This is a genomic window from Micromonospora sp. NPDC047548, from assembly GCF_040642975.1.
Taxonomy (GTDB): domain Bacteria; phylum Actinomycetota; class Actinomycetes; order Mycobacteriales; family Micromonosporaceae; genus Micromonospora.
In genome coordinates, this window is sequence record NZ_JBEYTI010000083.1 from 1 (window position 1) to 13,273 (window position 13,273).

Sequence of the window (13,273 nt, forward strand, 5' to 3'; positions counted from 1 at the left end):
ACGGAGATCACCTGACCGCCCAACAGGATTTCTGCTGTCCGCGAGCAGGGACTCAACTGTCCGCCAACAAGGATTTTCCAGCGTCCGCTAGCAGCGTAGTCGGGAGATGACCGTGCTAACCGCCAATGCGCTCTTCGTCCGCACCATGGTAGGCGTGTTGGCGAAGACTTCCGTGCCACTCAGCGGTACTCCTCGCGCCTCGACAAGAACCTGCAACGTAGCGGCCTCCTGGGGGCTCAGAGAGACCGAGGCGACCCTGCTCAGCAGCGCTACACGTCGGGTCGTCGGGTCCAGCAGTATCGCGTCGGAGGCGCCTGCGGAGAAAGCTGTGTCTTCAGACCGGCCAGCCAGCCGCCAGCCAGCGCCGCCAGTGATGATCAACTCTCGACCCAGGCGCTGTCGCAGGCGGTAGACGATCACCCCAACCTGGGCGGGTCTAGCGGGACGGGCCCTTGCTGGCATTGCGTGCCAGATCTCGTTGCAGCCTCGCGGCATTCCCTGCGCCTCGATAAGCGCACGCAGCACGAGGTACTCCTGCCACCCGAGCCGGATCGTGGATCGTCGCCCACTCACCCACACCCGTCGACGGGGCAGGTCGAGATGGAGCTCGCCGAAAGAGATTGCGCCGGGCCAAGCCGGAGGGCAGGAAGCATCCGAGGCGTCAAGCCACCAACCACCGGCTCCCGTGAGGACCCGGTGGGCGCCGAGCTTGTTGCGAATGTTCGCAATGATCACGCCAATCTGCGCCATGGTAGGCGGGCGGGAGCCTTTTGGCATGGCGGCCGCGATCTCGTCGCGACGGCATGGTTTGCCAGCCCGGTCGATCAGGACCGCCAGCACCTCGGCCTGCTGGCCGCTGAGTAGCACTGCGCGCATCTCCGGGTACAGCCGCACCAAGCCGGTCGATGCGTCCAGCTCCACCCCACCGTAGGCCAGGAAACGCGTCGACGTCAGTCGATCACGCTCAGATATGCGCACAACGCTACGAAACCGACCAGCCCTCTCGCCGGCAGCGTTGGGCCGGTCCGCGATTGCCGCTGCGCTGCCCGCCGCACGGTCGGCCCCTCGCCAGCCGGCGGCCTGATCTGATGGCGGGAGTCGTTTCATCTCACCTCGCCTTCCGCCCACGCCCGAGTGTTCCGAACCTACGACGTACCGGAGTCCTGCGCGGTTCACCGAACCGCGGTTTCGAACGCGCCTGGACACGCCGACAGATCATCTGCAGCGCGGCGTCTCGCCGCCCGGCCGGAGAACGGCACCAATCAGCGATGGTCGGCAGTGCCACAGGTTCGGCCGAGACGCGACACAGATCACTCCGTTGAGCGCATTCGAACCGTTGGTGACCGTATCCGTCGATGAGATAGGAGCCAGGACCAAGCAGACGGGAGACATGTGGTCAGCTTGAGACCGTCCGGACCGCTGCCGAGCGTGCTCGGTCTGCATGCCCCGATCGTCCAACCTTGTCGCGCCCCTGGCACGGTGCTGCGAGACGCCATCGTCGACATAGCTGCGGTGTCCCGTGCCCCGCAGGCTGGGAGAGATCGGACGGTTGGCGGGCGGGATGCTAGTTGCTCACTCGACACGTCGGGGTGGCCGAGACGTCATCGGCGGGCCGCTCCCGCCAGCACTTCGGACCCGCAGGGCTCCGGCGGCGTGCCGAGTCGGGCAGTCCTCCTCCCCCTGCCCGGTCACTCGATGCGCACTTCTTGCGCATGCCAGCTCCGTAGGGTCGCTCTCGTCCACGTCCGCTCGCGCGAGGGTGAGGTTCCGATGAGCCAGGGTGCGACCACCGTCGTGCTCGTGCACGGCGGCTTCGTTGATGGATCCGGCTGGCAGCATGTCTATGACCTGCTCGCGCAGGACGGGTACCGGTCACGATCGTGCAGCATCCGACCCTTTCACTCGCCGGCGATGTCGCAGTCACGCGCCACGTCCTCGATGCCCAGGACGGCCCGGCGGTGCTGGTCGGTCAACCGTACGGCGGCGCCGTCATCTCCGAAGCTGGCGTTCATGGCCGACTTGCAGGTCCCCTGGGGCGAGGACGCACTCGCCGGGACCGTCTCGGTGCCCGCATGGCGCGCCAAGCCGAGCTGGTACCTGGTCGCCAAGGACGACCGCCTGATTCCCCCGCCGGCGCAGCCGGCCATGTCCGAGCGGACGCGGGCGACCACCGTGGAGACTCCCGGCAGCCACGCGGTGTACGCGTCTCAGCCAGCCGCCGTGGCCGATGTGATTACGCAGGCAGCTCTGTCGGCCACTTGAGCGAGGGCCGTCGCACGTCCCAGGGCACCGAGCGACGGGAACCACCCTCGGGATACCGCCAGGCCCAGCAGTCTTAGGAAGGAAACCCACATGACCGACAAGCCGCTTATCCCTGGGGAGCACGTCATCCTGGTCGATCGCCGGGCGCAGCGGTATCACGTCGCCGGAAACGGACCGGTGTGCATCGTGCACCCTGGCGGCCCTGGCATCGGCTGGGAGCACCTGCGCATGCCGGCTCTGGAGGAACGGCTGACGTTGGTGTATCTGGAGCCGATCGGTACCGGCCAGTCGGCACGCTTCGACAAGGCGGATGACTACACCATCGATCGGTACAGCGACTACCTTGCCCAGGTCGTGGACCACCTCGCGGTGCCCGCTCCGCTGCTGCTCGGTCACTCGCACGGCGGCTTCGTCGCCCAGCAGTACGCGCTGCGTCACCCGGGCCGGCTGGGCGGATTGGTGCTCTACGCCACATCGCCCGTTACCGGGATCGACTTTTGGAACGCGGCAGTAGCCAACGTCCAGCGATTCCCACACCGGTTTCCGGACCAGCCGGACGCAGCCGACATCCCCCATGCCTTCGCTGCCGCCCTTGCTGCTGGCAGCGACGCCACGTACACCGAAGCACTGCGCCGTCTGCTGCCCATCTACCTGGCCCGCCCATGGCTCAACCCCGATCTGCTACGCGCGATGCAGGACGGATTGCACGCCTGGGTGGCCCCGGCCCGTGCGCAGGAGCCGCCGTTCGACGTTCGAAACCAACTTGACTCGCTCCGGGTGCCCACTCTGATTCTCGCCGGAGCTCACGACTTCATTTGTGGACCCACCTGGGCCCAAATGCTGGTGGACGCGATTCCCGACGCCGAGCTCGTGACGTTCGCCGACAGCGGGCACATGGTCCATCTCGAAGAGGTCGAACCGTTCGCTCTCTCCGTGGCCGACTTCGCCGCCGCGGCCGGGATCACCACCTGGAGATTGCCGGATCAATCATCGCCAGCAAGCGACGTACACCCCGGGCAGCCCCGGCAACGGCGGCTGCTGGAGCCGCGGTCGTGAGCCGACTGGCAGCAAGGAACGGCCGATCGTCCTCAATGTTGTCTCGGACGGAGGTGCGGGATGTGGCAGCAGCGTTCAGCGGTGTCGAACCGACGAGAGATACACCGATCCACGCCACCACACGAGCCAGAATCAGGTGGGCACCTCGGTCTGGCATGTGATGAACATCCAGAAGGTCAGATAGTCAGCCCAGAGGTCCATGCGTCGGCGCCGACCGAGCGCGGACAGGCACCGCACGTCGATCTCCGCCGTGCATCGCAGCGGCAGCAGCGGATGAACGCGCTGCACGAGGCGCAGGCCCGACCGCTGTACCGGTTCCTGCTTCGGCTCACTCTCGGCAACACGCAGGCTGCCGAGGACCTGCTGCAGGAGACGCTTCTTCGCGCCTGGCGACACCTCGACCATTTGCCGTCGGAGACGGAGCCCCTGCGGCGGTGGCTGTTCACGGTGGCGCGGCGGGTCGCGATTGACGCGGCCAGGAGCAGACAGGTTCGCCCCCCGGAGACCGGCGCCCTGGATCTAACCACGATTCCAGCCGACGACAGCCCCATCGACCAGTTCGTTGCTGCCCATACGATCCGGGCCGCGCTCGCTCGGCTCTCACACGACCACCGGCAGGTGCTGCTCGAGGTCTACGTCCGGGAGCGGTCGACCAAAGAAGCTGCGGCGATCCTGGGCATTCCCGAGGGAACAGTAAAGTCACGCACTCACCATGCGCTGCGCGCGCTCCGAGCAATCGTCGGGCAGTGACGCCGAAAGGCGGCAACTGCCCGGCCATCTCGGGTGCCTTGGGACGATCACAGCTCCCGTCACCGGCCCTTCATTGCCGACCAGTGTCAGCGATGTAGCGCTGGCGCCGCGAGAGTACTTCGATGATCTGCATGAATGCGCCGTCCAGGGCTGGGCTGTCTCCGCGATGCGCTCCTGATAGCCGTTCGGCGCCCTCAATCACCGTTAGCGGGCTGTGACGAGGCGCCATGTCCAGTGGAGCGATGCCGCTAGCTCAGCCGCGCCGCCACGACGGCCGTGCCGTCTTGTCGCGTTACGGAGAAGAACGCGAGGTCGGCGACCGAAAGCTCAAGCTCGGTAGTGAGGTCGGTGGCACCGACCGAACCTGTCCACTCGTCGACCTCGTGAGCGTGCCCGTCAGTGGTAACGGCATAGAGCCGGTACCGCTCCGATGGCTCGAGTCCGGTCACTGTGGCAGTTATCGTGGTGCTGTGCCCTTTGGCCGCGATGACGACCGATAACCGGGCAGCGGCAGCGGTGCCCTCGACGGTCACTGAGGAGTCGACCGGCGTTAGCTGGGTCGATTCTGCGGGCCGAATTGCTCTCCCCACGGCCGTCCCGACCGCCAGCGCGATCAGCACCGCGATTCCGCCCATCGCGAGCCGGCGCAGGCGACCGGGTCTGCGGGTGCGGCGCGGCCGATCCGTGCCTTCCGCATCAATTGGGGCCTCCGCCCGGGCGGGGCCGCGCCGAGCGATGTCCGCAGCCCCATCGCGTCTGCGGGTTGGAGCGGGCGGCCGGCCATGCTGGCGCGACACCGATACGGTGGCCGGCTGTCCGACCGCCGGGTCCGCGGTGAGCAACGCCGCCACCTCCGCGTCCGGCAGCAGGCTCAGGCCGCTGACCAGCGGGCCGAGTGCGTCGCACTCCCACTGACAGGTGGGGCACCCGCCGAGATGCTGTTCGAAAGCTGCCTCCGCGGCGGGGTCCAAGGCACCCAGCAGGTATTGTGCGGCTACCCTGTGGATAGAATCATCGCGTGTGATGTCTTTCACGGCGTTACCTGCACTGGTGAACGCTCCCACCCTCATTGGTGCTACGCGGAATACGCCCATCCCGCCTTCTTCAGTATGACGGACCGGCCGCTTGACGGGTTCACGGTTGATCCGGCAGCACGACGGCTTCACCGGCCGCTACCGGCTCAACCAGTCATGATGGATCGCCGACCCAGGATCCACGCTCAGCCAGTTCTGTCCCGCTGGCGCAGGCCCACAACCGGCCCACCGCCAGCGCCGTCTCCGTGACATCCCACTCGCCGAGATCCACCATGGCCAGCCTTCGCCAGCCGCCGCGTCGCGACCCTTAACAGTGCCGGTGGCAGCCGAGGTCGGCCGGAGTCGCTGACCTACCCGGCCGGTCAGCCTGCTGCCAGCTGCGCCGCCCGTAGTGGTCTGGACTCCGGACGTGGTCGGACCCGACCGAGCCGCCGGGCACCTTGGAGCAGGGGTGCACCGGCTGCTGGAAAGACATGCAGCCGGCCGCCGCGCGACACAGCGGGCAACTGGTCGGCCGAGGGCTGAAGCACGACGTCCAATCACGCCGGACGATCATGGTCAGCCCGTCGAGCTCAGCACAGATTGCCGAACGCCCGCATGGCCACCCGGCGCACCAGCGATGAAGTCAGTCTTGAGTGCCCGTGTGCCACAGGAACCGGCCATTGATTGAGATCGTCACGTTGCCGTCCGCCTGCAGAACGAGGATCGCCCCGTCGTTCTGCTCCGTCCTCGTGGTCCAAATCGCTCGCCCTGAGCTGTTGTAGAGCGCCAGGTTGCCATCGGCCTGGAATACCAGTTTGATGCCGCCCTTCCCGGCAGTGCCGGCACGCCAGACCGTCCGCCCACGGTCTGTCAGGGCGACCTCGCCGTCAGCGCGCAGGATGAACTTGAGCCGGTCGGTCGACCATGCCTGTCCGGGGGTCAGCACGGCGGTGGCCGTCACGACCCTGGTCTGCCACTCCCGCTTCGGAGTTGCCGACGGGCGAGGCGTCGTCCCGCTGGTGGTGTTACCGACCTTCGCCGGCTTCGGTGAAGCCCGGTCAGCGCCCGTGGGGCTGGCGCTGGCGCTGGCGCTGGCCCCGGGCCGAGCCAGCCTCGGATCGCCGCCGTAGTACTCGGCGTATCGCTGGACCAACGTAACGTATGCCTGCAGCCCCGCGGCCGCCGGTACGCCGCGGGCCTGCTTGACGGCCTCCGGGCCCCACACGAACGCCGCGATCGCCAGCGGATAAGGGTTGGGGGCCACGCCGGACATTTCTGCCAGCAGCGCGCACATTGCCCGGCCCAGGGCCGGGATCGCCGTCGTGGGGTCCCAGGGCGAGGTCGCGGTGGGCCGCAGCGCGTACGAGGCCCACATCTGAGGAGTGAAGCCGGCGATGCCCTGGGCGCCGCTGGTGCCCAGCAGGTTCGGATTGAACGCGGAGGCCGCCATGAGGTGCGCCGCAATTCTGGCCGGCGGCATCTGCGGGCAGGTTCGTCCGGCGGACAAGACAAGGGCCAGGTAACCATTAGGTACGGCCCGTGTGGCGGCCGGCCCGCCGCCCGGGCCGGTCGCACTCGGACTCGGCGTGGGCGTCGACGAGGCGCCGGAGAATTCGGGCCGGGTGGCGTACCAAGCCGCGAGCCGCACCACCGTGTCCACGTATGTGCCCGCCGCGGCCGGCACACCCTTCGCGGTACGTACGGCATCCATGCCCGAGTGGTACGCGCCGAGCGCCAATCGCCAGGAATCCCCACCGACGTTCGCCTGGCGGACCTGCCCCACGAAGTCGCACATCGCGTGGGCGAGGGCGATGATGTTGGCCTTAACGTCGCTCCGATGCGCCTGTGGTGAGGGCTTCCAGCGGTCCCACATCGCCGTCGTGAGACCGGCAACTCCGGCTCTGCCAGACCCGGATTGAACGCTCGGGTTGAAGCCGGAGGCAAACATCAGCTGGCCGGCGAGTCGAGCCGGCGACAGCGTCGGGCAGGACAGCGCGGCGGCCTGAATGACCGGGACCTGGTCGGCGGGTACGGGTTTCCCGGCCAGGATCCTGCTCTCGGCGGTTGCGGTGCCGAAGCCGGCGGCGGCCACCACACCGAGAAGTGCGACCAGGATCAGCCCGAGTCCGGCGATCACGGCCCGTTTCACCGGGCTGCCACTCGCCAGGTTCGCGGCATGCCGGCCGATCCGTCCCGTCTGGCGCAGGTGGGCACCGATCCAGCGAGCCTGCCGCCGCCAGCGCAACGTGCCGACGGTGTCACGGGTGTTACGCACTGTCGCTCTCCCTCGACGCGGTCGTCCCTTCCACGACGGCTGCACACGGCGCTCGGTTCACCAGACTCGATGGTCCGATCAACGGCGGTGCAGTTTGTCGCCGTCCGACACCGCGGCTCTGGCGCTGAGCTGCACCTGGCCTGATGGAGGGCAGCCGCTGCGTGCCTTTCGTCCTGGTGCCCAGACGTGGCGTGGGGCGGGAGTCGGCCAAGCTGCCGGTGCGGGCCGGTGGTAACCAGACGGCCGCCAGCCGGGCGAGGTCGCGTGCGACGTTGACGTCTCGGTCGAGGGCGCTGAAGCGCAGTGCATCCTCAGCAGGCTCCACCCTCTGGTCACTAATAAAGGGGCCGCGGCATGCTCCTGCTGGATCTTCCGCTTTCGGGGACCGAAGTAGGTTCATTCCCCGCTCCCGTCGGTTCGGGGATGCCGGCACCGCGATGGTTCGCAGCCACGGTCACCCGTGCCCGGATCGCGGAAGCGGGCCGAACCCAGGGCAGCACGGCGCCTCCGCCACCGGGGGCATGGTGGGTCGGCAGGTGCCACAGGCGGGGCCGCCGGGCTCGGTCGGACGCCCACGGACAGGAACATTCCCGCCTGCCGGGCCACTCCGACCCGTCTCCACGTGAGTTCGCCAATTCCGGTGACACTGACTGTCGATGGCTCGACGTCCTCGGCGGTGATCGGTGTTCGCGCGATGAGCGCGGTAGGCGCGGCAGCCCGGTAGACCTCCGCCGCCTCGCCGCTCGCCAGGCGCCACCCTCCCTGCGCGATCGGGTCGACCGGCAGCCTGCGGGCCGCCGGCAACAGCAGATGAAGGTAGGCCTCGAGGGTGTCATCGCCCATCGCCGCCATGTGCGCCATGACCCTCACGACGACTCGTCGCTGTGGCAAGTTCAACCGGCCCGGGGCACCGTCAACGGTTCGTCGCAGGATGACGCGAGACCGGCGCGCGGTAGGAGCGACAAGACCAAGCCGATGCGGCACGCCTATCAGGAGCGTCTCGCCGCAGGAATCGAGCCTCTCCGTTACCCGGATGTATGGTCGGATGATCCGCAGTCGTGTGGCTGGGATCTCACTAGGCGATGGGGATTGTGTCCTTCAGCAAGCGAGCGACAACGCAGTCACCAGTCGCAGTTGCGCGACGGCTCGCTGCGGCCTGTGCCTGTGCTTTGCTGGTCACCGCGATGGGCGGCCCGGCCGCCGCCGCGCCCTCGCCCACGCCCACGAGGCTGGACCCGAACGTGCGCCAGTCGCCGGGCCTGATGTTTGTCAAGTACTACGTGGTCGGGACCGACAGCGACGGACGGCCTGAGCTGTTGTGGCACATCGCGGCGCGGCTCCTCGGCGACGGAGAGCGGTACCGCGAGCTACTCGATCTCAGTCAGGGCCGCAGTCAGCCCGACGACGGCCGGTTGAGCAGCCCGAACCTGGTGCGTTCGGGCTGGGTCCTGCTGTTGCCTTGGGACGCCACAGGCGACGGCGTCCGGTACGGCGTACCACCCGTCGCTGCTCTCTCCCGCCCAGGTACGGCAGCGCGGACTCCATCGCCTCCTCCGATCGACAGGACGCAGGACCGCTGCGGTGCCCGCAGTTCCTGGGCCGGACCTGACCTCTCGTGGGCACAGCTCCGCCTCGCGCCGGACAGCGCCTGGGCTCGCAGCCGAGGCCGCGGCGTCAGCGTGGCGGTTCTCGATTCCGGGGTTGACGCCAGCGCGCCGGCATTGTCCGGGCGGGTCCTGGCCGGTTTCGACGTGGCCGGTAATGGCCGGCGAGGGGACCAGGATTGTCAGGGGCATGGGACCGCCCTTGCAGCGATCATCGCGGCGCGGCCGTCCTCGGGGCGCGGACTGGTGGGTATCGCTCCGGAGGCGAATATCCTGCCGATCCGGCTCAACACCCGCGGGGGGACAGCGAATCCGGCCGAGATCGTAGAGGGCCTCCGACGCGCCTCTGCGGACGGAGCCAAGGTCGTCGTCATCGGAGTGCCTGCTGACCTGACCGATGCACGGATCCAGGATGCGGTCCGGCTCGCGACCCTGCACGACGCGGTGGTGGTGACGCCGGCACCGCCGAGCGGTTCGCCAGGTGCCAAGTCGCCGGTGGGAGTGCTGCAGGTCGGCGCCGCCGGCGCGGACGACCAGCCGGTCGGCGAGCACCCGCCCGGATCTGTCGATGTCTTGGCCCCCGGCGTACGTGTCCTCAGCCTGGGTTTGGGTAGCAAGGGGTTTGTCGAAGGCACCGGGGCAGACTTCGCGGTGCCGTTCGTCGCCGGCCTGGTAGCGGTGCTACGAGCCAGCGAGCCCGGGCTGTCGGCACCCGCAGCTGCGAACCGGATCATGCGGACAGCCGATCGCCGAGATGACGGCCCGGACCTGCGCCAAGGCTGGGGGTTGATCGACCCTGGCGCCGCGCTCGGCGTCGACTCTCGGTCGGAAACCGGCAGGCAGCAGGGTCAGCTCCAGAACGGGTCGGGTTCCAGCCTCGCTCCAGTCCTCGTAGCCGCCTTGTGCACGCTGGCGTTGCTGCCGTGGATTGGTCGCCGCTCTCGGCGTCCGCCCGTGTGGCTGCGGACGATGCTGTCCGGCCGGCGCTGATCTCGGCGTCCGCGCACCGCTGGCCGGCATGCCAATGCCGAGAACGCCATGAGGGATGGCGCCTGCGGAGAGAGCAGGATGTGCCGGCCGCCACCGGCACAACCCGCCGTCCGCCCGCCGCCGCAGCCCACTGGCAACGCGACGACGAGGGCTCCTGCCTGCACAACGGCCAGACCAAACCGCCGGTTCACCTGTTGCGCCCACCTACCACAGTCGGCGGCGGGTGGACAGAGGGCAGGCCGAGCTCACGCGATCCGAGGCCACCAAGGCCGGCCTGGCTCGCGACCCGGGACCCCGTCGGCGGCCCATGGGACAGGGCCGGCGGGACCCGGCAGTCGACATGCGTCATGGAGGGCGGTTGGGCCACTCCGAATCCTGGGCATCGAAGTCGGCTGACGCACGTGTCAGCCGACGCCGCCGGTTGGATCGGCGACGTCGTGGCAGAACGCGCGCCGCGGGCGGTGCGCTGCCTGGATCCCTATCACCTGGTCGCATGAGTCACCGACGCCCTCGACGAGGTGCGCCGGGCGGTGTGGAACACCGCCCGCGGCGGCAAAGGCCGCGCCACCGAGCAGTCCCGCCAGCTCAAAGACGCCCGGTGGGCGCTGTGGAAGAACCCGCCGAACCTGACCGACAAGCAGAAGGTAACCCTCGCGTCGATCCAGGCCACGAACAAGCCGCTATACCGGGCCTACCTACTCAAAGAGCAGTTCCGGCAGATCATCGCGGTCAAGGGCGCCGACGGCAAGCTCCTGCTACAGGGCTGGCTGCGCTGGGCCAGCCGGTCAAAGCTGGCCCCGTTCGTCAAGCTCGCCCGCTCGATCCGCCGTCACCTCCCTACGATCCACAACATGCTCGACAGCGGACTGTCCAACGCCCGCGTCGAGGCCAACAACGTCCACCTACGGGTACTGACCCGCCAGGCATACGGCTACCACAGCGCGAAAGCCCTGATCACCATGGCCAACCTCCGCCGCGGCGGCCGCTGCCCGCCACTCCCCGGACGATCATGAAAACCGACCCACGAGAACATCAGTACCCGGAATTCGGCAATGCAACGCGGTCTGGGCATGTCCTCCGTCGACTGATGTGCGACAGTCGTCCGCCAACTGATCTGCGACACCTCAGCGCCCTGATCGCGGCAAAAGAGTGCGGGTCCGGCGGAGACTACTCAGGGCGCCGTTCGTGCGCCACGCGTGCGACCGCCCCGTGAGCCGCCTCTTACTTCCGTCGGTTCGGCCGATTGGCCTCGGACGCCCCGGTACGCCTGTTGACGGGACCGCCCGAGCATGGCACGCCGAACGCAGGAGTCATGAGAGATTCCGGACGTCCGACTTGCGGCAGAAGCGGATGTTTGCACGGTACGTCTCCGTGTGCGCTGCGCTTCGCCTCGATAGCCAGCTTCTGTCGATCATGTTGCCGCGTTCTGAGGGGGTAGCGGCACGAGCGTGAGCGCGAACCTTCCTACTTGTCGTGCTGTCGGCGCACCATCTCCATGATCCAGATGGGCGCGAACGGAGACGTGCAGCCCGGGGAAGTCGGGTAGTCCTTGAGCACCTCTAGGCGCTTACCGTTGTCGATTGCACGGGCGCGGTACTCGGCGTGCTCGATCCCGATCTGAGCGAGGCAGTGGTTCATCGCCCACTGCAGACGATCCGGGGCGTCTCTCATCTCCGCCTCGATGACGTCGAGCAGTCCCGCGAGGTCGAGGCCCTCGGGCGTCTTGGCCACGCGTTCGGTGGTCAGCGCCCAGCCGGCACTCGCGACCACTGGATCCGGAGCGGCGGACCAGGCCAGGCGCAGCTCTTCGGAGTGCGGGTTCTTCTTCACCACGTAGTTCACGAGCCAGTCGTGCACCTTGGGGGTGCGCGCCTCGCGCAACATGACGTCCAACTCGTCACGCGCGAACGCCTTCGGGCGGCAGATCAGGATCGCCAGCAGTCTCGCCGCGCTGTCAGCCGTCTCCCAGAGCTGGCACGCGAGTTCCTGCTGCGTCTTCAGCCGCTTCGCGAGCGCGCGCAGCTTGCTGAGGTTCACACCGTGATCGTCACCGTGCTTCTTGTTCACCTCGCGTGCATTCGGGTCCTCGAGCGCGGCCAGCTCGGCCATCACCTCGGCTACCGTGGTCTCAGTCACCTCAGCCTCCTGTCGATCACGTGTGAGATTCAGCCTACGAGGAAGGCACGGTGAACCATGTAATCAGCAAGCGGATGGTCAGGACCACTATCCGCTATTCGGCATGGCCGGGTGTTCGCTGCATGGGACGCTCGTGACGCGCCGTGACGCCCGGTCGGCGGCAGATGAGTGCGCCTGATCAGAGGCGGGTGCGGCCACGGTGTGACGCCTCAGGGCTCGCGCTTCTCGACCCGAGTCCACCCGGTCCACCCACGCTCAGCGATCAGCCCCCGCAGCCGGGCGACGGCGGGGTGGGCACCATCGGCGAACGCGTCCATCAGGCGGATGAACTCCGCGTCGGGCACGTGCTCGTCCCGCCAGTCCAGCTGCCCATTGGCCGTCGCCTGCTCGAACAGCTCGCTCATCAGGTCGGCCGTCTCGCGCAACAGCTCCTCGTCCTCCCAGTCCTCCGCGATCCGACCGATGAGCTGGTAGAGCCGGACCATCTTCGGGTCGGCTAGCTCGGCCACCTTCTGGGCCATGAACGCCGGGATCGCCTCCGGCCAGCGCGCCGCTATCAGGATCCAGGCGTCGTGCTCGGCCACGCTCACCGCCTCCGGCGCTCCGGTGGCACGCAGGCGGTCCAGGTAGTCGACCACCTCCTCCGGGAGAGCCAACGAATCGCCGGAGCCCAGCCTCGCGATTCGCCGCCGGTGCTCCTGCAGCGCGCGGATCTGCGCCCGCAGCTGCCGGTCGATCTCGGTGGTTGCGGCGGCGAACGTCTCCGGGTCGGCGTCGAGCAGCTCGCGGATCCGGGCCAGCGGGCCGCCGGCCTCGGCCAGGGTCCGGATCCGGATGAGTCGCACAACCGCGATGGCGCCATAGGTCCGGTAGCCGGAGGCGTCGCGCTCCGGCTCTGGGAGCAGTCCGATCTGGTGGTAGTGCCGCACCGCGCGGATGGTTACCCCGGCGTAGGACGCCAGCCGTCCGATCGTCAGCATGGCTTCATGCCTCACTGCCATAAACTCAAGGCCGGTTGGCGATGATTGGTCCGTATTTAGGTGGCCTGGGGTTCGGGGTGGGGTCGGTGCCCGGATGTGAAGAAGCTCTTGGTAGGACATGGATTGACTAGATCCACATGTCTGACCAGGAGCTTCGATGGTCGATTCTGCCATGGTGTCCGTCCGTGCGGTGGAGCAGTTCGC

General features: G+C 68.2%; 9 protein-coding genes and 1 pseudogene. 5 read left to right on the top strand and 5 right to left on the bottom strand.

Translation table 11 applies throughout. The features are described 5' to 3' along the window. Positions 1-87: 87 nt before the first annotated feature. A complete protein-coding gene (locus tag ABZ807_RS32225) occupies positions 88-921 on the bottom strand; it encodes a helix-turn-helix domain-containing protein (RefSeq protein WP_357166580.1) in 834 nt (277 codons plus the stop codon). Between the two features lie 1,089 nt (positions 922-2,010). On the opposite strand from ABZ807_RS32225, the gene ABZ807_RS32230 reads away from it, so the two are divergent. The 3 genes from ABZ807_RS32230 (at position 2,011) to ABZ807_RS32240 (ending at position 4,068) form a co-directional block, all read left to right on the top strand. Further along, complete coding sequence (locus tag ABZ807_RS32230) at positions 2,011-2,262, top strand: alpha/beta hydrolase (protein ID WP_357166583.1); 252 nt, start codon at positions 2,011-2,013, stop codon at positions 2,260-2,262. A gap of 90 nt (positions 2,263-2,352) precedes the next feature. Continuing rightward, positions 2,353-3,318, top strand: a complete 966-nt coding sequence (locus ABZ807_RS32235; protein ID WP_357166586.1) for an alpha/beta fold hydrolase — start codon at positions 2,353-2,355, stop codon at positions 3,316-3,318. Between the two features lie 273 nt (positions 3,319-3,591). Then, positions 3,592-4,068, top strand: coding sequence for a sigma-70 family RNA polymerase sigma factor (locus tag ABZ807_RS32240; protein WP_357166588.1), 477 nt, complete (start codon positions 3,592-3,594; stop codon positions 4,066-4,068). Between the two features lie 248 nt (positions 4,069-4,316). Here ABZ807_RS32240 and ABZ807_RS32245 read toward each other — a convergent pair whose 3' ends face one another. Both ABZ807_RS32245 and ABZ807_RS32250 read right to left on the bottom strand, forming a co-directional pair. Beyond that, entirely contained in the window at positions 4,317-5,132 is an 816-nt protein-coding gene (locus ABZ807_RS32245; protein WP_357166591.1) for a zf-HC2 domain-containing protein, read from the bottom strand. Between the two features lie 595 nt (positions 5,133-5,727). After that, positions 5,728-7,359 (bottom strand): hypothetical protein, encoded by a 1,632-nt coding sequence (locus tag ABZ807_RS32250; protein WP_357166594.1) that lies wholly within the window; start codon positions 7,357-7,359, stop codon positions 5,728-5,730. A 1,169-nt stretch (positions 7,360-8,528) separates the two neighbouring features. Between ABZ807_RS32250 and ABZ807_RS32255 the strand changes: the two genes are divergently transcribed. After that, positions 8,529-9,953, top strand: coding sequence for a S8 family serine peptidase (locus ABZ807_RS32255; RefSeq protein WP_357166597.1), 1,425 nt, complete (start codon positions 8,529-8,531; stop codon positions 9,951-9,953). Between the two features lie 512 nt (positions 9,954-10,465). Beyond that, positions 10,466-10,966 (top strand): annotated as a pseudogene (locus ABZ807_RS32260) (transposase); the annotation flags it as partial. Between the two features lie 451 nt (positions 10,967-11,417). Here ABZ807_RS32260 and ABZ807_RS32265 read toward each other — a convergent pair. Together ABZ807_RS32265 and ABZ807_RS32270 are read right to left on the bottom strand one after the other, a co-directional pair. Continuing rightward, on the bottom strand, positions 11,418-12,062 hold the full coding sequence (locus ABZ807_RS32265) for a DNA alkylation repair protein (protein ID WP_357166603.1): 645 nt from the start codon (positions 12,060-12,062) through the stop codon (positions 11,418-11,420). Between the two features lie 236 nt (positions 12,063-12,298). Then, positions 12,299-13,069, bottom strand: a complete 771-nt coding sequence (locus ABZ807_RS32270; protein WP_357166600.1) for a MerR family transcriptional regulator — start codon at positions 13,067-13,069, stop codon at positions 12,299-12,301. Positions 13,070-13,273: the final 204 nt, after the last annotated feature.